This window comes from Schinkia azotoformans LMG 9581 (assembly GCF_000307855.1).
GTDB lineage: Bacteria > Bacillota > Bacilli > Bacillales > Bacillaceae_J > Schinkia > Schinkia azotoformans.
The window spans coordinates 48,135-69,727 of the sequence record NZ_AJLR01000041.1; the positions used below are offsets into that span (position 1 = coordinate 48,135).

Consider the following 21,593-nt stretch of genomic DNA (forward strand, 5'->3'; position numbering starts at 1 on the left):
GGGTGGTGATAGCATGAATCGTAATTCTATCAAAAGGTTCGCAAATGATGCACGACGGGAACTCCTGCAAAAAATTGAGAACAAGGCAAAACAAATCGAAATTACAGATGCAGCTATCATTGAGGAAACAGCTTATAAATGGTTTATCCGAATCATAGCACTTCGCTTTATGGAAATGAACGGATTATTGCCGGAAAAGGTGTTTGACAACATAAATAATTCGTCTAAACACACTTTGAAAAAAACAATCTTTCGGAATTGTGACGAATTACATCCATATTTTCCTTCTCTATTTTCAAAAGATGAAACATACCTTAAATCCTTGTTTCCTGAAGAACTTCTAAACGAACAATCCTTTATTACCAAACTAACAGACCCTTTGATCATACCGGATGAGCTTATGTCTCGGGTCGAAATTATCGGTTGGCTCTATCAATATTTTTTTGCAGAAGAAAAGGAGCATGTGATCAAAGCGAAAAAGAAATACACAACGGCTGAAATTCCGTACGCCACCCAAGTATTTACACCTGATTGGATCGTCCGGTATATGGTACAAAATACTTTAGGCCGTTACTGGATTGAATCACATCCTGAACACCGTGACTTGATTGCAAATTGGGAGTTTTATATAGAAAACCAAGACGATGAGGTTCGCTTCGAACAAAATCTTGAACCATACATAGATCAAAAAATAAGAATTGAAGAAATCAAGTGCTTTGACCCGGCAATGGGGAGTGGGCATATTCTTGTCTATATGTTTGATGTTTTATACGAAATTTATTGTAGGTGCGGCTATAACAAGCAGGAGATTCCGAGGCTTATTATTGAATATAATCTTTATGGTGTTGATATTGATGACCGTGTCTACGATGTAGCTGTTTTTTTGCTTACAATGAAAGCAATGCAATATGATAAAAATTTCTTAACAACCGCTGTCCAAGATGGCCTCAAAATGAACCTTGTTTCAATGCAAGAAACAAATCATGTAACGCATGAAGATATCACTTGTTTTGTCGGAGAAAAGAATGAAAGGGCTTTCTTGGAAATTGAGAATTTTATTAACCAATACATTAACGCAAAGACATTCGGTTCTTTGTTGCAGATAGATTCAGTCGATTTTGATTTTTTAAAACAAAATTATGAAGGGTTGCGCCAATCTAAAACAAAATTAGCCAAGCTTATGCCAGCCTTACTGAAACAAGCGCAAATATTTCAAAACAAATATGATGTGTTAGTCACAAACCCACCCTATATTGGAAATCGGTATTTAAATAGCGATTTATCAAACTATATTGAAACCTTTTATCCGCTCGGGAAAAAGGATCTATTTGCTGCTTTTATGCTTGCTGGTTTTAAGAAGGTAAAGAAGTACGGACTGCTAGGATTTATGACACCATATGTTTGGATGTTTATTTCTTCCTTTGAAGGGCTCCGGTCCCATATTATGTATAAAAAGGATATTAGTACCCTGATCCAGCTCGAATACTCAGGCTTCGATGGGGCCACTGTACCTGTTTGTACTTTTACATTAAGAAATTATAAAGCAGGTATACCAGGGCAATATATCAATCTGGCTGAATTTAAAGGGGTAAACAACCAGCCACTCAAAACGCTGAAGGCTGTTAAAAATCCAAAGGTGGATTATCGTTACAGTGTTAATGCTGATATTTTCAAAAAAATACAAGGCCATCCGCTTTCCTTTTGGGCGGGAAAGCAAGCAATCCATGTCATTGAAAATGCGGAAAAATTAGAAACGATTGCAAAAGCAAGGGTCGGGCTGCAAACGAGTGACAATCAGCGTTTTTTGCGGTTATGGCATGAAGTGGATTTTCAGAAAATTGGTTTTGGCATGAAAGATCGGTCCGAAGCTAGGGAAAGCAAGTTGAAATGGTTTCCTTATAACAAGGGTGGCGAATATCGGAAATGGTATGGCAATCAGTTTTACGTTGTAAACTGGGAGGACGATGGCAGGGAAATTAGAGAGTTTAATACTTATCTAAACGCTTCGAGAGATTCTAAAATTGGGATTGCCAACACCGAATTTTATTTTAAAGAAAGTGTTACATGGTCATTTGTAAGCTCCAGTTACTTTGGGGTCAGGTATTCAGAAAAGGGGTTTTTATTCGATACAGGGGGCTCTTCGGCTTTTGTGGACGGTGAATTAATCTATTATGTAACGGCCTTTTTGTGCAGCAAGCTCGCTTATGAATTTTTAAGAATCCAAAACCCAACATTGAATTTTCAGCCGGGGAATATCGCTAATTTGCCATTTGTGATTCCAGAGGATCAAGCTGTTGTTGGGGAAATCATTCGTCTTGCAAAGGAAAATATCGCGATTTCAAAAAATGAATGGGACAGCTATGAGACCTCATGGGATTTTAGAGTTCATCCATTGTTGAAATTTAAAGGTGAGGAGAAAACAATTGAGCGGGCCTTTGAAAACTGGAAGAGACATAGTCAAAAAATGTTTTCGACTTTGAAATTAAATGAAGAGAAGATTAATAAATTATTTATCGATATTTATGATTTAGGGAATGAGTACACAGCTGAAGTGAAGGATGAAAATGTAACAGTTAGACAAGCCAACGTGGAAAGGGAAATGAAAGCCTTTATTTCATATGCTGTTGGCTGTATGTTCGGCCGTTACTCATTGGATGAGGTTGGTCTTGTTTATGTGGGCGGAGGCGGAAAATTCGATGAAACACGTTATAAAACTTATATGGTAGCTGATGACAATATTGTACCGATTTTATCCAAAGGGAATTTTGGAAATGGTATTTTTACAAGATTCGTGGAGTTTATCAAAATTACCTTTGGCGAGGAGACGTTGACTGAAAATCTCGAATTTATAGCGAGTGCAATCGGTGTGAAAAAAGGAGAAAACCCTAAGGATTCGCTTCGCCGTTATTTTTTACAAGACTTCTTTAAAGACCATCTTAAAGTATATAAAAAACGGCCGATTTACTGGTTATTTACCTCTGGGAAGCATCGAGTTTTTAATTGCCTAGTTTATGTCCACCGGTATGATGCGGATACTTTGGCGCGGATCCGAGATGACTATTTACATGATCAGTTAGGATTGCTAGAAAGAGAAAAGTCGTCGCTGCACAAGATGATGGATAGTGGCAGTGTGAAGGCTGAAAAGGAATTAAAGGTTCTCAAAATGAAAATTGAGGAACTAGAAAAGTATAATCAGCAGTTGCACGAGCTAGCGGAACAACAAATTGAAATTGACTTGGATGATGGAATTGTTGTGAATTATGGAAAATTTGGAGGATTGGTGGCACAAATCAAATAAGGAATGCTGAATAAAAGGAAGCAAAATGGTAAAATGGTGGAAAAGTAAAAGAAAGAGTGATCATGTTGCAGTTCCTTTTATTAGAGGCAGGGCTGGGTATTAATGTGGGAGACATAATCTTTCAGTTAATGTCATTTTTAATATTGTTAGGTATTCCGTTGGCCCTCATTTTTATACTTTCAAAGGCACGTAGAAAAAGAAATGACCGATTGAACAAAATAGTGATGCTTATTTTAGTTAGTATAGTTAGTTTTTTCCTATTTGCTTTTTTCTTTCGAAATGGTATTATCCTCGATCATCTAGGTATTGAGATTAATGTTCCGTTTATTTTCATCATGTAGGCATTGTCTCTGATAAGCGGGCCAAAGATGGAACGCCGTATTTTATTCATAACATTTTTCCTTATGCCGCAGAGGTAAAACTATCATCCTTTAAGACGCCAATAACAGGCCATTACCGGTGGAAATACTGATTTCACAAATATGACATGATAATTTACGAAATGCATGTTCTCTCCCTATAAAAAGGTAGTATAATATAATCAGAAAGTGAAATGTTTCACAAACTAATAAGGAGAGAATAAAAATGAAAGCCCAAATTATTAATTTCCCTAAATATCCAAAGCACTACCACGAGTTCTACTATTTTAGGGAATATTTCCATGTGTTCTGTTCCGCTATTGTGGCTTGGACGCTAACTGTTTTTGTGATCACCTACGAACATATCAGTGTCGCACTAGGAATTGGCTTAGGTATTTGGCTGTTTGGTATAGGTTTACTAGTAGACTTTATGATTCGTTTAGGTTTGAAACGAAAAGAACAGGAAAAACAACAACGATTACATAAATTGAAAAAAGTTGATCTTTAGTTCGATGATTGTCGATTATCATATATCTTATAACTTAATGGAAAAGGACGCACATAGTATTCAAGTATGTGTGTCCTTTTTTATTTATAAAAAAGTAGTAAAAATATTACTTTATTGTATTGACGTAACCATTGAATCTAAGTACAATGAAGAGGAGCTTAATGATAACGGTTATCATTATCATTTAAAAAATCAGAAGGTGGTAAAGAATCATGCAAATAAGAAAATTTATGAAACCTCTCCTTGCAAGTGCGCTCCTTACGATCGGACTTGTAGGTTGTGGCACAAATAATGCAGAACAACCCAAAACTGAAGCTGGTTTGGATACAGCACCAAAAACAACAGAGTCCGGGGAAGTAAACGTATATACTGCAAGACATTATGAAGTTGATGATGAGATTTTTAAGAAATTCACTGATGAAACAGGAATTAAAGTGAATGTAGTAAAAGGGAAAGAAGCCGAGCTTATTGAGCGCATCAAAAGAGAAGGAGAGAGCTCACAAGCAGACCTATTCATTACAGTTGATGGTGGAGTCCTTGCCAATGCAAAACAAAATGGTATTCTTCAACCGGTTAACTCAGATGTAATTAATGAAAATGTACCAGAGCATTTCCGTGATACTGATAATAATTGGATCGGTATGGCAACAAGAGCACGTATTATTGCCTATGCAAAGGACCGTGTGAAACCAGAAGACTTGTCTACATATGAAGATCTAGCAACGGATAAATGGGCTGGAAAAGTATTAGTTCGTTCTTCAACAAGCATGTATAATCAATCACTGCTTGCATCTTTTATTGAATTAAACGGAGAAGAGAAAGCTGAAGAGTGGGCAAGTGGTATTGTGAAAAACTTTGCTCGTCAGCCGGATGGCGGTGACCGTGACCAAGCAAAAGCAATTGCAGCAGGTACTGGTGATGTAGCGATCATGAACACATATTATGTTGGGCTATTAGCGAATTCGGAAGATCCTGAAGAAGTAAAAGTGGCGGATAACATTGGTGTGTTCTTCCCGAACCAAGAAACAAATGGTACTCACGTTAATATCAGCGGAATTGGTTTAACAAAGTACAGCAAAAACAAAGACAATGCTATTAAGCTAATCGAATATATCACGAGTGTTGAAGCACAAGAATTTTTATCAGCAAATAACTATGAATTCCCGGTTAATCCAAATGCCAAAAAACCAGAGTTGCTAGAGTCTTGGGGAGAATTCAAAATGCAGGAACTTAACTACGATACTTTAGGAGAGCATAATAAGAAGGCAATAGAAATCTTTAATAAAGTTGGTTGGAAATAAGATGAAAACTGAGGCTGTAAAGCGATTTGTTCAAAAGGAACTGAATGGTTGGTGGATTATTAGTATGGTGGGTGCGGCAGTTATTCTGCTGCCCATCCTTTTTGTGTTTTTTACTTTATTCCAAGAGCCGAATGAAAATTGGTTCCACATGAAGGAATATTTACTCAAAAATTATATCCTTAATACTTTCACCCTCGTCATCTTTACCGGAATCGTATCAGCATTTTTAGGTGTAACATTGGCATGGATTGTTGCTGCCTATGATTTTCCATTAAAAAACTTTTTTAAATGGGGCTTAATGCTGCCGCTGGCTATACCTCCTTATATTGCAGCCTATACCTACAAGGCTATGCTCGGCTATACTGGGGTCGTGCAAACAACATTGCGAAATAAGTTTGATTATCAAATTGATGCGGAACTGTTATCGATATCATCACTAAGAGGTGCGGTTTTCATTTTCGCGTTTTTTCTATTTCCGTATGTTTACATCATTACAAAATCTTTTTTGGAAAATCAAAGTTCATCTTATATTGAAAATGCTCGGGTGCTCGGTAGAAAGCCAGTAACCATCTTTTTTAAGGTAGTACTGCCCCTTTCGCGACCGGCTATTGTCGGTGGGATTGTACTAGTAATCTATGAAGTCTTGAGTGACTATGGACTAACAAGCTATTTTGGCATTCATACAATCACAACCGCTATTTTTCAAACGTGGTTTGCGATGTACGATGTGCAAACAGCGATGAGACTGGCTGCTTGGTTAATGGTGATCATCGTAGGTTTGTTCTTTTTAGAAAGACTTCTAAGACAACGTCGCCGTTATAATGTAAATAATAAATCACGGCCGTTAACGCCGATGAAACTTAAAGGCTTTTCTGCCTTTGGAGCTTTCATGTATTGTTTTGGAGTATTTCTAATTGGATTTTTCATTCCATTTATTCAATTAATTTCATGGGCGAAACTAACCTTTGCTAAAGTATGGGATGACTCGTTTATTACACTGCTTTATCAAACAGTATATGTGGCTATTATTTCAACGTTCTTAATACTTATTTTTGCAGTTATTGTTGCGAATGTTTCGAGAAAACATACGCCGTTTTCATTTATTCTCTCAAAAATTGTAACATCAGGCTACTCAATCCCGGGCGCCATCGTTGCCATTGGTGTTCTAGCGGTCTTTATTACATTGGATAAATGGTTAGCGCCGCTATATTCACAAATGGGGTTAGGGAATGCACCTTTAATATTAAGCATGTCGCTCGGAATGTTAATTGTTGGTTATGCAATTCGCTTTATGGCCACTGGATTTAATGCGATTGAGGTTGGTTTTGAAAAAGTAGGGACTAAATATACGGAAGCATCAAGGATACTAGGAAACGGAATTACAAAGACTTTCTTTAAAGTGGACCTTCCTTTAATAAAGGGTGCTCTTGCTAGTGGTTTTATTCTAACGTTTGTTGAAATTACAAAAGAGTTACCATTGGTATTGTTATTAAGACCTTTTAATTTTGATACATTAGCTACCAAAACATACCAATATGCGAATGATGAACAAATTTATGAAGCCTCGATTACGTCGTTAATGATTATTGGGATTAGTGTATTGTCTGTAATTGTCTTTCAAATAATAGATAGGAAGAAGGTGAAACAATGACTATTTTAGAAATTAAAAATCTAACATTTTCGTTTTCACAAGCAGCTGAACCAGTCATTAAAAACTTTTCATTTTCGATGGGAAAAGGTGAAATTGTCGGTATTTTAGGGCAAAGCGGCAGCGGCAAAAGTACGTTGCTTCGCTTAATATCAGGTTTGGAGATGGCCCAAATAGGAATGATAAAAATTGCTGGGACGCTAGTGCTTGATGAAGGGTTATTTCTTCAACCTGAAGATCGAGGCGTAGGGATGGTATTTCAGGATTACGCTTTGTTTCCACATATGAATGTTAGAGACAATATTCTTTTCGGTCTAAACCGGCTTCCAAGAAAGGACAGAAAAGAGCGAGTGAAGGAAATGCTGGAGCTGGTGAAAATGGAGCAATTTGAGTCACGATACCCACATGAATTAAGTGGAGGTCAACAGCAACGGATCGCACTCGCACGTGCACTGGCCCCGAAACCTAATTTGCTGCTAATGGATGAGCCGTTCAGTAATTTAGATGCGGATTTAAAGGAATCCATTCGTGAGGATCTACGGACAATTCTAAAAAAGGCAAATATGACGTGTATTGTTGTTACACATGACAAAAATGATGTAGATGCGATATGTGACCGCAGTATTGTTTTCGGCCAACCCCAAAATAGTAAAGGGAATAAGAATGGAAAGATAACGATTGTTCAGTAAAAGGGTTAAATAAATATTTGATTAATGGAAATACTTTAAAACTCCTTGTGTTTTATTGGAAAATCAATTACTATTTGATTAGCAAAAAAGGAAGGGTGACCTTGGAACAATGATCTTTTAATCCTATTTTAAGAAAAAATTCGTAAAGAGCAACTTTAAAGATACGAGCGATTTTCTGGATAGGATTAGTATGTACATTGTTGATACAAACCATTGGTCATTGTGTCCCTTTTGTTGTAGGGATAAATGAATTTTTGATGTTGTATTGTACTGCCTCCTGTCCAGAATTATGACAGGAGGTTTTTTATTTGGACGGAGTTCAGGCTAAATCGTCGGGTTTATTTCAAAACCGTGTATTTCAAGCAATAATCATTTCAGGTTTATTTTTACAAATCGGTATATGGGTTCGAAACTTTGCTGTATTGCTTTTTGTAATGGAAAAAACGAATGGGGATTCGTTTGCAGTTTCGATGATCTCTGTTGCTGAATTTGCCCCGATATTTATTTTTTCCTTTATCGGCGGAACATTTGCCGATCGCTGGAGTCCGAAAAGGACGATGGTATGGTGTGATGTTTTAAGTGCGTTATCGATATTTGCGGTACTAATCACTCTAGTATTTGGGACTTGGCAGATCGTGTTTTTTGCAACATTAATTTCTGCAATCCTATCACAATTTTCGCAGCCCTCAGGCTTGAAGTTGTTTAAAATGCATTTGCCAATGGAACAAATGCAGCAGGGGATGTCGTTTTATCAAACGATCTTTGCCGTATTTATGGTATTGGGACCAATTGTCGGAACATTTGTATTTGAATCGTTTGGTATTAATGTATCAATTGCGATCACTGGAATTGCCTTTCTTCTTTCTGCTGTTGCCCTAGGTTTCCTTCCAAAAGATCGTAAACTGGAAGAAAATAATGGTGACACGACTTTATGGGAGGAAATGAAAAGTGGTATAAAGTATGTGTTGCAAAAGAGAGATTTAAGTTTACTTGGACTATGCTTTATGGGTGCCGGGCTTGGACTCGGTTTTATTCAACCGCTTGGGATTTTTCTAATCACAGAAAGACTTGGATTGCCGAAGGAAAATCTGCAATGGCTTTTAATGTCTAACGGCATTGGTATGATCCTTGGGGGCGCGGTCATTATGATGTTCGCGAAAAACGTTGCACCTCAAAGGTTGTTAACCTTTGGAATGCTATCAAATGCCATTGGCATCGCAATTGTAGGTCTTTCAACAAATTTGTGGCTAACGTTGGCTGTTGAGTTTTTTATCGGCTTCATGATGCCATGTATTCATATTGGTATCAATACATGGATCATCCAAAGTACGGAAGCGGCATTTATCGGAAGAGTAAATGGAATCCTAAGTCCACTCTTTACAGGGTCAATGGTTATAACAATGAGTATGGCAGGGATATTAAAAGAACAATTTTCATTGGTTATTATGTTTGAAGCGGCCGCTATCTTGTTTATTGTTGGCATGAGCTTTATCTTGCCTTTATTTAATAATTCAATAAATGTCAAAATAGTTGAATAATTTATGGTAAAATGGCTTTAATAAAGGCCATTTTTTTTTATCAAATTTGGAGGAGCGGGATGCTGGATGACGGAGTGGAGGCAAAATGATTTTTTAATTTCAACAGATAAAAATTTATTGGATATCAATGTAATTTATAATTTCCTTGGGCATGAGTCTTATTGGGCGAAGGATCGTCCTCGGGAAATCGTTGAGAAATCAATTGAAAATTCTTTGCTTTGCTTCGGAATTTATAAAGAGAATATGGATGGGACGATTGAACAGGTAGGTTTTGCGCGAGTTATTACGGACAAGGCAACGTTTGCCTATCTTTGTGATGTCTTTGTCGTTCCCGAGTTTCGTGGCATCGGCTTATCAAAGTGGTTGATGGGTATCATCACTACTCATCCGGAACTTCAAACGGTGCGCAGGATGCTGCTTGTTACATACGATGCCCATAAGCTTTATGCCCAATATGGATTTAAAGATATTGATATGCCACAACAATTCATGCAGCTAATCCAAAATGCCCCTAAAAAGATTCCTTATATCATTGATGATCAGGATCAAATTTGTTGAATGATAGTAGGGAAGGTATGATAGACTAATAAAGTCGAATTAAAGATACAAAATAAAAGGGGCGCTTATTTTTGTGGGAATCAATCATGACATACGAATTCTTATATGAAGTATCAATCTCAGTAGGGATATTTCTACTATTTCTGATCTTAAGAAAGGTTTTCACCAAATATATTTTTCATCTCATTTTAAAACTGGCACATAAGACTCCGACAGATCTCTTTTCGCATATTTGGCTTTCTTTTGAGAAACCGATTGGGTGGCTGTTCGTGATTATCGGTTTTAATGTTGCAGCCAGCTTTTTTCCTTATATTGACCCAAGAAATCCAATATTTGTGCATATTATGAAATCCCTTATTATTCTGATGATTACATGGGGTTTGTATAATGTGGCCTCTGCCAGCTCCATCGCGATCATGAAGATCAATAAAAAACTCAATGTTGATATTGATGAAATCTTAATTCCTTTTTTATCGAAAACGATACGGTTTATTATAGTTGCAATTAGTCTTAGCATCATTCTCCAAGAATTCAACTATAATATCAATAGTTTAGTGGCAGGGTTAGGGATCGGCGGGGTTGCTGTTGCACTCGCGGCCAAGGATGCACTCGGAAACTTGTTTGGTGGTCTTATTATTATCACAGAAAAGCCATTTTCAATCGGCGATTGGATTATGACACCAACTGTTGAAGGAACTGTTGAGGATATTACGTTTCGAAGCACGAAGATCAGAACGTTCGCGCAGGCTTTAGTTACCGTGCCTAATGCAACGTTAGCCAATGAGGCCATCACGAACTGGAGTAAGATGGGGAAGCGGAGAATTACCTTCCAATTAGGTGTCACTTTTGAGACGCCGAAGGAAAAGCTAGAAAATACAATAAATAAAATAGAAGAAATGCTGAAAAAACATTCTGACGTTCATCCTGATACGATTTTTGTTACTTTTGATAATTACAATGTTAACAGTTTAGATATTTTTCTCTATTTCTTTACAAAAACAACAGTCTGGGCAGAGTATTTACAAGTGAAGCAGGATATCAATTTTAAAATTATGGCAATCCTTGAATCTGAGGGTGTACAAGTGGCATTACCAACGAGAACGTTAATTACAACAAAGGAATCTGAAAGTATGATGAAGGCTGCAACAAAAGAAAAGGATAGAGTAAGAGAAAGAGACTTGTAATAATGGGAAAGTCAGTTGCTAATGCTATTTAGCAGCTGATTTTTTTTTATATTAGTTAAAGCTTTTTTATTGTTATGTTACAAAATAAATGATAACATTATTTTATGTAACATTAGTAGGAGGAAATCGTGTGGAGTTCGTTGAGCCAATTAAGGATATTGAGAAAATAAATGCGATTAAAGATCTATTAAAGAAACAATCTCAGCGAGATCTCTTATTATTTGTTTTAGGCATTAATACAGGCATTAGAGTGCACGATTTACTTTCGTTAAGGGTTGAACATGTTCGTGAAGGTGACAAAATTAAGGAATTTCTCTATTTAAAAGATGAAACTCGAGATGAGATGAGGGCATACTATTTAAATTCCAAAGTACAACAAGAACTTATAAGCTACTTTGTTATTTATGAGTTAAAGGATAGTGACTTTCTATTTAAGTCGAAAAAGAATGAACAGCCTATTACGAGGCAACAGGCCTATAGAATTATCAATAAAGCAGCAAAAGATGTTGGAATATTAGGGAAAATTGGCATGCACACACTTAGAAAAACATTTGGTTATCATGCTTATCGAAAGGGAATTGCGATTTCCATCCTGAGGGATATTTATAATCATCATTCATCATCTGAGACATTACATTATATTGGAATAGATAAAGAGGATATCCGACGACATATTAAAGTCGATGTAAATTTATAAGAATACAAATCTAAAACCCCCTCCGTATGAGGCGGGAGGGGGTTATAGAAAGTCGTCGAGAGAGTCTGAGTCTGTTTTCATTTCAACATTTGACAAATCCGTTATAATATCATCATTTACTTGTACTTGTAAGGTTTCTTTATCTTTCATAAACTTAAAAATCCCATTATTAAAATCTGTGCCAATTTCCTTAAAGAAGATCCCTTCAAATTTGACATCCTCTGTATGCTTAAAGACGAGACGGTAATTTTTCTCTTCCTTAATTAAATAGGCACGTACACCTTTATCAAATTGTCTATCCGGATTCTTTAAATAACGGGCTACGGAAATGATATGAAGGTCGACAAAGGGAATCTCTTTAAGCAGTGAGTTGATGATAGACCCTTTTGCGATCTGTTCCCAACGGCTTTGGGCTGTCTGACCAATAATAAGTTGCGTAATATTCTTTTCTCTGGCAACCTCAGCAATCACTTTATACACGGGTCTTTTTTCATTATCCTTCAGAATAAATGCTTGAGCATTGTGCTCCTTAGCAAGTTGTTGCCATTTTGTAATATAGTTAGATTTTTCCGCATCCAATTCATCGAACGGTGAAGGATCAACTGTTAGGATGTACAAAGGACAATTGAGCATTCGGGCTATTTTACAGCCCCGTTGAATGAGACGCTCACCATTAGGACCATAATAAACACAGACGAGAATACTTTCGTCCATCCGGTCTTTTTTCTTCATATTTATTCACCTCGGTAAGAAATGGACAAATGATTGTAACTAAGACTTCCGCTTTTGAGATTGGTTTATGTATGACTATACCCTATGCATCATCAGCAGTCAACGGATATAGGAATCTATAAAAAAGTAAAGGGGGGAATTTAATGCAGTTATTGCATTTGATGATTTTGCTACCATTTTTATTTGTAGTGTTTATTCCGTTTTTATATAAAAGATTTAATTCACAACTCCATACGGGTTGGTTTGTTCTTTTTATTCCACTTATACTCTTGCTCTATTTAGTCACCTTTATTCCCAAGGTTTCCAATGGTAATACCATTTTTGCGTCAATGCCTTGGATACCTTCCTATCATATTGATTTCACGATCCATATGGATGGATTAAGTTTATTATTTGGACTATTAGTTGCCGGTATCGGTACTCTTGTTGTCCTTTATTCCATTTATTATTTGTCTAAGCACCGTGAAACTTTGCATAATTTCTACGTGTATTTGCTTTTATTCATGGGTGCGATGATGGGACTAGTATTCTCAGATAATATATTTGTTCTATATGTATTTTGGGAAATGACTAGCATTTCTTCATTCTTATTGATTGCTTATTGGTATGAACGAGATAAATCACGGTATGGGGCTCAGAAATCCATGTTAATTACAATTTTTGGTGGATTAGCCATGCTTGCCGGGCTCATCATGCTTTCCATGATAGCTGACACTTGCAGTATTCGTGAAATGGTAAGCAGCATCCATGTCACATCTTTTTATTCTCATGATTTGTTTATCCCTGCTATGATTTTGATTCTACTAGGAGCATTCACGAAGTCAGCACAGTTTCCGTTCAGTATTTGGTTGCCGGATGCAATGGAAGCACCTACCCCGATTAGTGCCTATCTTCATTCTGCAACAATGGTGAAGGCGGGAATTTATTTAGTTGCCCGGTTGACACCTATTTTTGGTGGATCTGATGAGTGGTTCTGGCTTGTAACTGGAGTGGGACTTGTTACATTATTGTACGGTTCGATTAATGCAGTACGGCAAACCGACTTGAAAGCATTGCTCGCCTATTCAACAATTAGCCAGCTAGGATTGATTATGAGTCTCCTTGGCTTAGGTTCAGCGGCCTTGTACTATGGCTTAGGTGATGAAGCTACCGTTTATGCCATTGCTGTTTTTGCAGCGATTTTTCACCTAGTCAATCACTCAACATTTAAAGGCTGCTTATTTATGGTTGTTGGGATTATTGACCATGAAACTGGAACACGTGATATTCGTAGGCTTGGTGGATTAATGCATTTTATGCCGATATCATTTACTTTGACCATCGTTGGAGGCTTTGCGATGGCTGGATTGCCACCATTTAATGGTTTCCTTAGTAAGGAAATGTTTTTTGCAGCAGTAATCAATGTTGTAAAGATGGACTTTGTTCACAATAATTTCATCGGAACACTGATTCCAGTACTTGCATGGATTGCAAGCGCCTTTACATTTGTCTATTGTATGATTCTTATTTTTAAGACCTTTAAAGGAAAAAATAAGGTTTCTAAAGTTGAAAAACCAATACATGAAGCACCAATGGGTATGTTAATACCTCCACTTATTTTAGGTTTGTTGGTTATTCTAATTTTCATGTTCCCTAATGTTCTTTCCGCTTATCTTTTGCAACCGGCATGGTCAGGAGTTTTGCCGGAACTTGCGGAAAAAGGAAAGCTTCAAATTGAAATCAGTGCCTGGCATGGTTTAAATACGGAACTATGGATGACAATCGGTGTCATTGTTGTAGGTACAATCCTGTATCTAACACTTAGGAAATGGTACCGCGTGTATCTTATCTATCCGGAGGCTGCTACGCTTAATCGTTTATATGACAATGCTTTGAAAATAATGGAGTTATTCTCAAGAAGGATTACCGATCGTTATATGACTGGATATATTCGTGATTATCTTGTTTATATTTTCGTCTTCATCGTTGTGATGGTGGGTGGAAGCTTATGGTTGTTTGATGGATTTGTCTACACTCCATCAATGGATGCACCAGTAAATATTTATGAGGTAAGTTTGGTTATTGCAATGGTGATCTCAGCCTTAACAGTTCTTCTCTCTAAATCAAGAATGACAGCTGTTATTTCAGTCGGAGCATTAGGGTTCTTCGTGTCATTTTTCTTTGTTTTGTTCCGTGCTCCAGATTTGGCTCTTACTCAACTAGTTGTTGAGACTGTAACAACGGTTTTGTTTTTACTGTGCTTTTATCATTTGCCGCAATTCAAGAAGGAAATGAGTCATCTTCGCTTTAAGGTTAGTAATGCATTCATTTCGATTGTGGTTGGTATAGTTGTCACAATTGTGTCCTTGTCAGCTAATGGAACTCGTCTGTTTCCTTCCATTTCAAGTTATTATGAGGATGCGTATGTACTTGCAGGTGCAAAAAATGTTGTCAATGCCATTCTTGTTGATTTTCGTGGAATTGATACAATGCTCGAAATCCTCGTCTTAACCATCGCAGGATTAGGAGTCTATATCTTAATTAAACTGAGATTATCAGGGAGGGGGAGGGATAAGAATGAGGAAGCCAAATGATGTGATTATCCGAGGTGTAACGAAGGTCGTGGTTGTAATTATTTTTACCTTTGCTATCAATCTATTCATCTCAGGACATCATTATCCCGGCGGGGGATTTATCGGTGGGCTCGCATTTTCATCGGGGATTATCTTACTATTTCTTACCTTTGATATAGAGTCCGTTCATAAAAATATACCAGTAGATTTTAAAGTTCTCGCAGCTATAGGAGTATTAATTGCTGTTTTGACGGGTGTAGGTGGGATGCTCTTAGATGCACCATTTTTATCGCAGTCGTTCGGTTATTTTGAGCTTCCCATTTTCGGAAAAACTGAGCTTGCTACAGCGGTGTTATTTGATGTTGGAGTCGCCCTAGCGGTGATCGGCACTTCTCTTATGATCATTATGAGTATAGGAGATGATCGATAATGGAGACGTTAATGTCTATTTTTGTTGGTGTGTTAGTAGCCATTGGAACGTATTTAATATTAACGAAGAATCTTTTAAGGATTATTCTAGGTACATCCATTATCGGTCATGCTGTCAATATTCTTATCATCACAATGGGGGGATTGAAAAAAGGAGGCCCACCTCTGTTGTGGACTAAGGATTTAACTTATGCAGATTCATTGCCGCAGGCTCTAATATTAACGGCAATTGTAATTAATTTTGCGACAACAGCTCTGTTTCTAGTGCTTAGCTACCGTTCCTACCAGGTGTTAGGCGTGGATGATACTGAAAAACTGAGAGGGATCGACGATGAGTAATTTGGTAATCTTACCTGTTATTATTCCAGTAATAACTGGGCTATTGCTTGTGATACTTAGAAAATATATTCGTTTGCAGCGGTTTCTAAGTATTTTTTCGATTGTTGGACTTATAGTTGTATCTCTTTATTTGGTGAATGAAATCAAAACAAAGGGTATTCAAACCCTTCAGCTCGGTGGCTGGGAGGCTCCGTTCGGTGTAAGCATGGTGCTCGATATGTTTTCTGCTCTTCTACTACTTATCACGAGTATTGTTGCGTTCTGTTGTGTGCTATATGCCTTTCATTCTATTGGGAGAGAGAGAGAATTCTTCTATTTTTATCCCCTCTTTTTATTCTTAATTGCTGGTGTAAACGGGTCCTTTATCACAGGTGATATCTTTAATCTATTTGTGTGCTTTGAGGTCATGCTCGTTTCCTCCTATGTATTAATTTCTATTGGGGGGATGAAGAGACAGCTTAAAGCCTCCATTAAATATATCTTAGTGAATATCCTGTCATCGTTCCTTTTTCTCATCGCAATCGCTTATCTTTATGCGATATACGGAACGTTGAACTTTGCTCATCTATCCGTTCGTGTTGCGGAGACTGGACAGGAGGGTTTGGTCACTACCGTAGCGATTTTGTTCTTAATTGTTTTTAGCTTAAAGGCTGGATTATTTCTATTTTTTTGGCTTCCTAGTTCGTATAGCGCACCACCAACTGCTATCTCGGCCATTTTCGCATCCCTTCTAACAAAAGTGGGGATCTATGCTATTGTAAGAATTTTTACCCTCGTCTTTTATCATCAGCCTGAGACAACCCATTTATTAATCGGTATTCTAGCGGCAGTCACAATGTTGTTAGGTGCAATAGGGGCTGTTGCTTATGGGGATGTAAGGAGAATTTTAGCTTATAACGTTATCGTTGGTGTTGGCTTTCTTTTAGCAGGGGTTGCTTCTTTTACGACCCAGGGACTGACAGGAACACTTTATTATTTTATCCACGATATGATTGGTAAAGCGCTCATCTTTCTGTTGGGAGGGACAATCATTCACTTAACAGGAATAAGCAAGCTAAAGGAAATGAGCGGTCTCATTCGCTTGCACCCAACATTAGGATGGATGTTTTTTATAGCGGCTTTGGCTCTTTCAGGAATTCCCCCGTTAAGCGGATTTCTCGGAAAGATATTTATTACAGAAGGGACTTTTCACGCTAGCTATTATTGGCTAGGGGGAATTGGTCTTCTTACGAGTCTATTTGTGCTGTATTCTTTAATGAAAATATTTATGAATGTATTTTGGGGATACACGGAAATCACGATTGAAGAGGAAAAAGGAACAACGAAAGGGCTTTTATTGCCGATGGGTATTCTCACTGCGTTAACGATTCTGCTTGGTTTAGGAGCGGAAGGCATTCATGAATATGTGGACTTAGCTGTTGATGTGCTTATGAATCCAAGCCTATACGTTGAGGCTGTACTAGGAGTAGATCCAAAAGCATAGTTCAACTTTATTCGGCAGATTCTTTATTGGTGGAAAGGGGTGGTTGCATATGTCCATGCAGGTTTTAATCAATTTATTTATCGGTGTGTTATGGATGTTTCTACAGGATAACTGGGGCTTGCTAACTTTTTTTAGTGGCTATTTATTCGGACTATTAGTCTTATTTATTCTACGTAGATATTTTCCCACGAAGTTTTATCCGATCACTTTATTTGCCATTATGCAACTGGTTGTTTTATTTTTTTATGAATTGTTTATATCCAGTATTACTGTTGTTCGGCAGGTAATAAGACCGAGGATTAATGTGACCCCGGGCATATTTACATTAAAAACAGAATTGGAGGGAGATTTAGAAGTTATTCTACTTGCTCTTCTCTTAACATTGACACCAGGTTCTGTCGTTGTAGAGGTCTCTCCTGATAATAAGAAATTCTATATTCATGCAATGGATATTCCTGAGTCGAGTGATGCCGTTATTCGCTCGACAACTAGATTTGAAGCAGCGATAAAGAAGGTGACACGTCCATGATCAAAGGAATGCTTATATGCTCGTTATTTTTTCTCACATTTTCTATTTTCGCGATTATTTATCGGCTAGTGAAGGGACCGTCAGCCCCTGATCGCATCCAAGCCCTTGATGCTTTAGGAATCAATATCATCTCTGGAGTCGCCATTTTTTCTGTTCTTCTAGGGAATACAGGATTCTTCGAATTTATCCTCTTGATTGGAATCTTGTCTTTTATTGGAACGATTGCTTTTGCTAGGTATATTGAAAGGGGTGTTGTCATTGAACGGAAGCATTCCGAGTGAATTTCTGCCCGTATTGTTAATTTTAATTGGAACGGTTTTTAGTTTTTTAAGTGCTGTTGGGTTAATTCGGCTTCCTGATGTTTATACTCGTGCTCATGCAGCCTCAAAAAGTGCAACCCTTGGCGTACTTTTTGCACTTGTCGGGACATTTCTCTATTTTCTTTGGGAGGAAGGTTATTTCAGTATTCGCTTGTTTTTAGGGATCTTTTTTGTCTTTCTTACGGCACCTGTAGCAGCACATGTCATTCTGCGTTCTGCCTATCGTGCCAATGTAGAACTTGCGGAACAATCTGTTCAGGACGATTTAAAGGAAGTGTTAAAAAAAGAGTAATTATCTTTGCAGATAGTTACTCTCTTTTGTTCTTTAGTTCGCACCTAAAATATCAAGAATTTCTTCAGGTACATACGCTTTGCCATTCTTAATCTCTGGAACTACTTTAAAATAGCGTAGGCTTTTATTATAACTATATTGTTCTTTTCCAATTGAAATTAAAAATGAACGATTCTGCTGACGAATTTCGATCGTTGCTGATTTATTTTGCCATTCAACTTTGTAGCCGAAGTGCTCCGCCACTTTTCGAATTGGAATCATCTTTTCCCCTTTTTCCATATAGTAGTCATCGCCAATTGCAAATTGCGCTTCCTCCAACATATGTTTTTGGGCTATATCTAATGCAATAATTTTAGTTGGTGTTGTTTGTGCAGGAATGCTTTTTGTAGAAACGGTGTAAAAAACAATTAGTTCCTTCCCTTTTAGTTCTTCAGCACTTATATTTTTGCCTTTTTCATTTAAGATTACTGTTTTTTCGCCAATATTAAGTTTAAGATCATTATCCAAACTTACTAAATTGTCATCAAATAATCCGACTTTCACATTTCCTGTTTTTTCTTCATCGTTTACAATGACGATTTCTGGCGTGATTCTTGGTGGATAAATCATGAGCATCGGCTTATGCTTATCATAATAAGCATCAATAAGAAGACCTTCCTTTAGGGAATCTCTTTTTAGTTGTTCCGTAGTACTACTATTAAATATAAGAGCTTCGTCTGTAATATTTAAATGGGTTTCCGTTGTTTTTTCCTTATCTTCAACAATTAATTTAGGTAAGTTGGCATCATCTTCGATTACCTTAGAAATTACTCCAGAAACTTTCATGAAGTTTGATACATCCTGCTGTTGGACATTTTCTGCAATCGGCATTACTGGTAAGTTCACTGGTGCAATACTTTGTGCAGATACTGGTGCTTGAAATAGAAAAGGTCCAGAAACTAGTGCTGCGATTGTTAGTGTGTTTAATTTTTTCATTTCTATTCTCCTCCTTCATAATGATTTGTCGTTGAAAGTTAAGAAAGGTTACATGTTCATACATTTTTTAAACTTAAATAGAAAAATATGTAATATAATATATAGTAGGTAGTAGTCTAGATAATAGTCTAATAGAGGGGTGAGCTCATAGTGAATCAAATGAAAAATGAAATGAATGAAAAGATTGAACAACTGGTCTTCATTGACTCCTTAACGATGCTTCCGAATTTCAGGTATTTCAAAGATGTTTTTGATCGCAAATGGAAAAATGCAGTTCGAAAACAAGAACCAATTTCTTTAATTATATTTGATTTAGATCATTTAGCGCTTTTCAATGAACTTTATGGTTTTGAAGAAGGGGATAAGCTCTTGATAAAAATGGCACAAAAAGTTAAGGCAATGCTAAACAGACCTGAAGATTTTCTTGCGAGGTATGAAGGTGGAAAGTTTATCATCATCCTGCCCGAGACCAATATGAATGGTGCTTTGCAGGTTGCTGAAATGATTCGTCAAGGAGTTGAAACCTTGCAAATTCCTCATGAAGGTTCAACTACATCAAGCTTTGTTACTACAAGCTTTGGAGTTGGAACCAAAATTCCGTTTGTTTGGGAAGATCCATTCCATTTTCTCAAAGCGGTTGAACAAGCCATGCACAGCGCCAAGAAAAGTGGAAGGAACCAAGTGATTTGGAATAATGTTTTTATGCACGATGATAAACATTAACAAGAAGTAGGCGGGGAATCACATTCATTCGAAAAAAAAGAAATCCCGCCTATTTTTATTTTTTAGATGATCAAAAAGTCGTGATATAATTATTAAAAAGGGGTGGATTGATGGAAAAGGGTTTATTAAAAAATCAATACAATCATACACATGAGGTATCGTTATCGCCTGAAGTATCTTCAACTGAAGAAATAAAAAATCGCATGATGCAGCATCAGAAATTAACAAAAAGCAAAGTGGTAAAACGGGCTTTCTTCTTAACTTTTGGTGCAGTTTTAATGGCAGTTGGACTCGAAATTTTTCTTGTTCCCAATCAAATTATGGATGGGGGCATTACTGGTATTTCGATTATTTTATCATACTTGCTGGGCGCTAAATTAGGGGTGTTTTTATTCCTCTTAAACGTACCTTTCTTCTTTGTCGGTTATAAGCAAATAGGGAAGACCTTCGCTATTTCCACTTTATATGGTATTGCCATTATGTCCATTTCAACGGCTTTTTTTCACCCAGTACCAGCATTCACCGAAGACATTTTGCTTGCAACGGTTTTTGGTGGAATAGCTCTTGGTGCTGGGGTGGGTCTCGTTATTCGCTACGGTGGCTCTCTTGATGGTACTGAAATACTTGCGATCATCATTAATAAAAAGCTTCCATTTTCTGTTGGGGAAGTAGTCATGTTTTTTAACCTATTTATCTTTAGCTGTGGTGGCTTTGTTTTTGGATGGGATCGCGCTATGTACTCCATTTTAGCCTATTTTATTGCATTTAAAACAATTGATATCGTAATCGAAGGTCTGGATCAGTCTAAATCTGTTTGGATTATAAGTGATAAAGATCAAGATATAGGGGAGGCTTTAATGGCGCGTTTAGGCCGTGGAGTCACGTATCTTAAAGGTGAAGGAGCCTATACAGGTGATGATAAAAAGGTTATTTTTTGTGTCATCTCTCGTCTTGAAGAAGCAAAGTTAAAGTCAATAGTGGAAGAAGTGGATCCTTCTGCCTTTTTAGCAGTATCGGATATTGCCGAAGTGCGCGGTGGAAGATTTAAAAAGAAATCTATTCATTAAAAACAAGGGATAAAACATTTTTTATGAAGCACTCTATATGTGTACTGAATACACATTTAGGAGGAAAAACAAATGGCACAAGTAGATGTTAATAAGTTAAAACAAGCGGAAGCAGTCTCATCCCTTGCGAAGGATTCCATTACCCAAGCGATTGAACAATCTGCAGCTAATACAGTCCTATGCGCTGAGGCATTAAAGCAAGCATCTAACGAGATAGCACAAGCACAAACATTAATCAGTCAGGTACAATCGCAGCTGCAAACTCAACAACAGCAGCAACAATCTTCAGGTGATTCAGAATTTCAAATTTAGTTCAAAAAAAGGTGTCATAACGTTATGACACCTTTTTATTTTAGGGAAATCAAATAAAGT

Annotated in this window: 23 protein-coding genes; 21 read left to right on the forward strand and 2 right to left on the reverse strand. The window is 37.1% G+C overall.

All coding sequences use genetic code 11. The features are described from left to right. Nucleotides 1-13 precede the first annotated feature (13 nt). From pglX to BAZO_RS05465, 11 genes are all read left to right on the forward strand, one after another. Nucleotides 14-3,298: a BREX-1 system adenine-specific DNA-methyltransferase PglX gene (pglX, locus tag BAZO_RS05420; protein ID WP_003330321.1), complete on the forward strand. Its 3,285-nt coding sequence runs from the start codon at nucleotides 14-16 to the stop codon at nucleotides 3,296-3,298. A 62-nt stretch (nucleotides 3,299-3,360) separates the two neighbouring features. Beyond that, entirely contained in the window at nucleotides 3,361-3,639 is a 279-nt protein-coding gene (locus tag BAZO_RS05425; protein ID WP_081585643.1) for a hypothetical protein, read from the forward strand. Between the two features lie 44 nt (nucleotides 3,640-3,683). Further along, complete coding sequence (locus BAZO_RS22920) at nucleotides 3,684-3,770, forward strand: DUF1287 domain-containing protein (protein ID WP_235786706.1); 87 nt, start codon at nucleotides 3,684-3,686, stop codon at nucleotides 3,768-3,770. 113 nt (nucleotides 3,771-3,883) lie between these two features. Beyond that, nucleotides 3,884-4,165, forward strand: a complete 282-nt coding sequence (locus tag BAZO_RS05430; protein ID WP_003330323.1) for a hypothetical protein — start codon at nucleotides 3,884-3,886, stop codon at nucleotides 4,163-4,165. Nucleotides 4,166-4,377: 212 nt separating this feature from the next. Next, nucleotides 4,378-5,466, forward strand: coding sequence for a Fe(3+) ABC transporter substrate-binding protein (locus BAZO_RS05435; protein ID WP_003330324.1), 1,089 nt, complete (start codon nucleotides 4,378-4,380; stop codon nucleotides 5,464-5,466). 1 nt (nucleotide 5,467) lies between these two features. Then, nucleotides 5,468-7,117: an ABC transporter permease gene (locus tag BAZO_RS05440; protein WP_039957027.1), complete on the forward strand. Its 1,650-nt coding sequence runs from the start codon at nucleotides 5,468-5,470 to the stop codon at nucleotides 7,115-7,117. Continuing rightward, nucleotides 7,114-7,803: an ABC transporter ATP-binding protein gene (locus BAZO_RS05445; RefSeq protein WP_003330326.1), complete on the forward strand. Its 690-nt coding sequence runs from the start codon at nucleotides 7,114-7,116 to the stop codon at nucleotides 7,801-7,803. Before BAZO_RS05440 ends, BAZO_RS05445 begins: the two co-directional genes overlap by 4 nt. 308 nt (nucleotides 7,804-8,111) lie before the next feature. Next, the gene (locus BAZO_RS05450) at nucleotides 8,112-9,341 is read left to right on the forward strand and encodes an MFS transporter (RefSeq protein ID WP_003330327.1); all 1,230 of its coding nucleotides are present in this window, start codon (nucleotides 8,112-8,114) and stop codon (nucleotides 9,339-9,341) included. A 66-nt stretch (nucleotides 9,342-9,407) separates the two neighbouring features. Continuing rightward, the gene (locus BAZO_RS05455) at nucleotides 9,408-9,899 is read left to right on the forward strand and encodes a GNAT family N-acetyltransferase (RefSeq protein ID WP_003330328.1); all 492 of its coding nucleotides are present in this window, start codon (nucleotides 9,408-9,410) and stop codon (nucleotides 9,897-9,899) included. Between the two features lie 71 nt (nucleotides 9,900-9,970). Then, entirely contained in the window at nucleotides 9,971-11,083 is a 1,113-nt protein-coding gene (locus tag BAZO_RS05460) for a mechanosensitive ion channel family protein (RefSeq protein WP_003330329.1), read from the forward strand. 130 nt (nucleotides 11,084-11,213) lie between these two features. Beyond that, nucleotides 11,214-11,780 (forward strand): tyrosine-type recombinase/integrase, encoded by a 567-nt coding sequence (locus tag BAZO_RS05465; protein WP_003330330.1) that lies wholly within the window; start codon nucleotides 11,214-11,216, stop codon nucleotides 11,778-11,780. A 42-nt stretch (nucleotides 11,781-11,822) separates the two neighbouring features. Here BAZO_RS05465 and BAZO_RS05470 read toward each other — a convergent pair whose 3' ends face one another. Further along, nucleotides 11,823-12,512 (reverse strand): universal stress protein, encoded by a 690-nt coding sequence (locus tag BAZO_RS05470; RefSeq protein ID WP_003330331.1) that lies wholly within the window; start codon nucleotides 12,510-12,512, stop codon nucleotides 11,823-11,825. A gap of 143 nt (nucleotides 12,513-12,655) precedes the next feature. Here BAZO_RS05470 and BAZO_RS05475 point away from each other — a divergent pair, with 143 nt between their 5' ends. The 7 genes from BAZO_RS05475 to mnhG are packed head-to-tail and all read left to right on the forward strand — an operon-like array spanning nucleotide 12,656 to nucleotide 18,456. Next, nucleotides 12,656-15,085 (forward strand): Na+/H+ antiporter subunit A, encoded by a 2,430-nt coding sequence (locus tag BAZO_RS05475; RefSeq protein WP_003330332.1) that lies wholly within the window; start codon nucleotides 12,656-12,658, stop codon nucleotides 15,083-15,085. Continuing rightward, a complete protein-coding gene (locus tag BAZO_RS05480) occupies nucleotides 15,069-15,494 on the forward strand; it encodes a Na(+)/H(+) antiporter subunit B (protein WP_003330333.1) in 426 nt (141 codons plus the stop codon). Before BAZO_RS05475 ends, BAZO_RS05480 begins: the two co-directional genes overlap by 17 nt. Then, nucleotides 15,494-15,832 carry a Na(+)/H(+) antiporter subunit C gene (locus tag BAZO_RS05485; RefSeq protein ID WP_003330334.1) on the forward strand — a complete coding sequence of 113 codons (339 nt, stop codon included), beginning with the start codon at nucleotides 15,494-15,496 and terminating at the stop codon, nucleotides 15,830-15,832. Before BAZO_RS05480 ends, BAZO_RS05485 begins: the two co-directional genes overlap by 1 nt. After that, the gene (locus BAZO_RS05490) at nucleotides 15,825-17,315 is read left to right on the forward strand and encodes a Na+/H+ antiporter subunit D (RefSeq protein ID WP_003330335.1); all 1,491 of its coding nucleotides are present in this window, start codon (nucleotides 15,825-15,827) and stop codon (nucleotides 17,313-17,315) included. Before BAZO_RS05485 ends, BAZO_RS05490 begins: the two co-directional genes overlap by 8 nt. A 49-nt stretch (nucleotides 17,316-17,364) precedes the next feature. After that, nucleotides 17,365-17,844, forward strand: coding sequence for a Na+/H+ antiporter subunit E (locus BAZO_RS05495; protein ID WP_039957028.1), 480 nt, complete (start codon nucleotides 17,365-17,367; stop codon nucleotides 17,842-17,844). After that, entirely contained in the window at nucleotides 17,841-18,125 is a 285-nt protein-coding gene (locus tag BAZO_RS05500; RefSeq protein ID WP_003330337.1) for a Na(+)/H(+) antiporter subunit F1, read from the forward strand. Before BAZO_RS05495 ends, BAZO_RS05500 begins: the two co-directional genes overlap by 4 nt. Next, nucleotides 18,103-18,456, forward strand: a complete 354-nt coding sequence (gene mnhG, locus BAZO_RS05505; RefSeq protein WP_003330339.1) for a monovalent cation/H(+) antiporter subunit G — start codon at nucleotides 18,103-18,105, stop codon at nucleotides 18,454-18,456. The genes BAZO_RS05500 and mnhG overlap by 23 nt, the downstream gene beginning before the upstream one ends. 33 nt (nucleotides 18,457-18,489) lie before the next feature. Here the strand turns inward: mnhG and BAZO_RS05510 are convergent, their stop codons facing one another. Further along, nucleotides 18,490-19,431 carry a copper amine oxidase N-terminal domain-containing protein gene (locus BAZO_RS05510; RefSeq protein ID WP_003330340.1) on the reverse strand — a complete coding sequence of 314 codons (942 nt, stop codon included), beginning with the start codon at nucleotides 19,429-19,431 and terminating at the stop codon, nucleotides 18,490-18,492. Nucleotides 19,432-19,590: 159 nt separating this feature from the next. On the opposite strand from BAZO_RS05510, the gene BAZO_RS05515 reads away from it, so the two are divergent. The 3 genes from BAZO_RS05515 (at nucleotide 19,591) to BAZO_RS05525 (ending at nucleotide 21,533) form a co-directional block, all read left to right on the forward strand. Continuing rightward, a complete protein-coding gene (locus BAZO_RS05515; RefSeq protein ID WP_152551236.1) occupies nucleotides 19,591-20,154 on the forward strand; it encodes a GGDEF domain-containing protein in 564 nt (187 codons plus the stop codon). 203 nt (nucleotides 20,155-20,357) lie between these two features. Further along, nucleotides 20,358-21,221 carry a YitT family protein gene (locus BAZO_RS05520; RefSeq protein WP_039957050.1) on the forward strand — a complete coding sequence of 288 codons (864 nt, stop codon included), beginning with the start codon at nucleotides 20,358-20,360 and terminating at the stop codon, nucleotides 21,219-21,221. Nucleotides 21,222-21,293: 72 nt separating this feature from the next. After that, complete coding sequence (locus BAZO_RS05525) at nucleotides 21,294-21,533, forward strand: hypothetical protein (protein ID WP_003330343.1); 240 nt, start codon at nucleotides 21,294-21,296, stop codon at nucleotides 21,531-21,533. Nucleotides 21,534-21,593: the final 60 nt, after the last annotated feature.

Coding starts and splice junctions, on each gene's coding strand:
- pglX (WP_003330321.1), top strand. CDS start 14: ATGAATCGTAATTCTATCAAAAGGTTCGCAAATGATGCACGACGGGAA.
- BAZO_RS05425 (WP_081585643.1), top strand. CDS start 3,361: ATGTTGCAGTTCCTTTTATTAGAGGCAGGGCTGGGTATTAATGTGGGA.
- BAZO_RS05430 (WP_003330323.1), top strand. CDS start 3,884: ATGAAAGCCCAAATTATTAATTTCCCTAAATATCCAAAGCACTACCAC.
- BAZO_RS05435 (WP_003330324.1), top strand. CDS start 4,378: ATGCAAATAAGAAAATTTATGAAACCTCTCCTTGCAAGTGCGCTCCTT.
- BAZO_RS05440 (WP_039957027.1), top strand. CDS start 5,468: ATGAAAACTGAGGCTGTAAAGCGATTTGTTCAAAAGGAACTGAATGGT.
- BAZO_RS05445 (WP_003330326.1), top strand. CDS start 7,114: ATGACTATTTTAGAAATTAAAAATCTAACATTTTCGTTTTCACAAGCA.
- BAZO_RS05455 (WP_003330328.1), top strand. CDS start 9,408: ATGACGGAGTGGAGGCAAAATGATTTTTTAATTTCAACAGATAAAAAT.
- BAZO_RS05470 (WP_003330331.1), bottom strand. CDS start 12,512: ATGAAGAAAAAAGACCGGATGGACGAAAGTATTCTCGTCTGTGTTTAT.
- BAZO_RS05475 (WP_003330332.1), top strand. CDS start 12,656: ATGCAGTTATTGCATTTGATGATTTTGCTACCATTTTTATTTGTAGTG.
- BAZO_RS05480 (WP_003330333.1), top strand. CDS start 15,069: ATGAGGAAGCCAAATGATGTGATTATCCGAGGTGTAACGAAGGTCGTG.
- BAZO_RS05485 (WP_003330334.1), top strand. CDS start 15,494: ATGGAGACGTTAATGTCTATTTTTGTTGGTGTGTTAGTAGCCATTGGA.
- BAZO_RS05490 (WP_003330335.1), top strand. CDS start 15,825: ATGAGTAATTTGGTAATCTTACCTGTTATTATTCCAGTAATAACTGGG.
- BAZO_RS05495 (WP_039957028.1), top strand. CDS start 17,365: ATGTCCATGCAGGTTTTAATCAATTTATTTATCGGTGTGTTATGGATG.
- BAZO_RS05500 (WP_003330337.1), top strand. CDS start 17,841: ATGATCAAAGGAATGCTTATATGCTCGTTATTTTTTCTCACATTTTCT.
- BAZO_RS05510 (WP_003330340.1), bottom strand. CDS start 19,431: ATGAAAAAATTAAACACACTAACAATCGCAGCACTAGTTTCTGGACCT.
- BAZO_RS05515 (WP_152551236.1), top strand. CDS start 19,591: ATGAAAAATGAAATGAATGAAAAGATTGAACAACTGGTCTTCATTGAC.
- BAZO_RS05520 (WP_039957050.1), top strand. CDS start 20,358: ATGATGCAGCATCAGAAATTAACAAAAAGCAAAGTGGTAAAACGGGCT.
- BAZO_RS05525 (WP_003330343.1), top strand. CDS start 21,294: ATGGCACAAGTAGATGTTAATAAGTTAAAACAAGCGGAAGCAGTCTCA.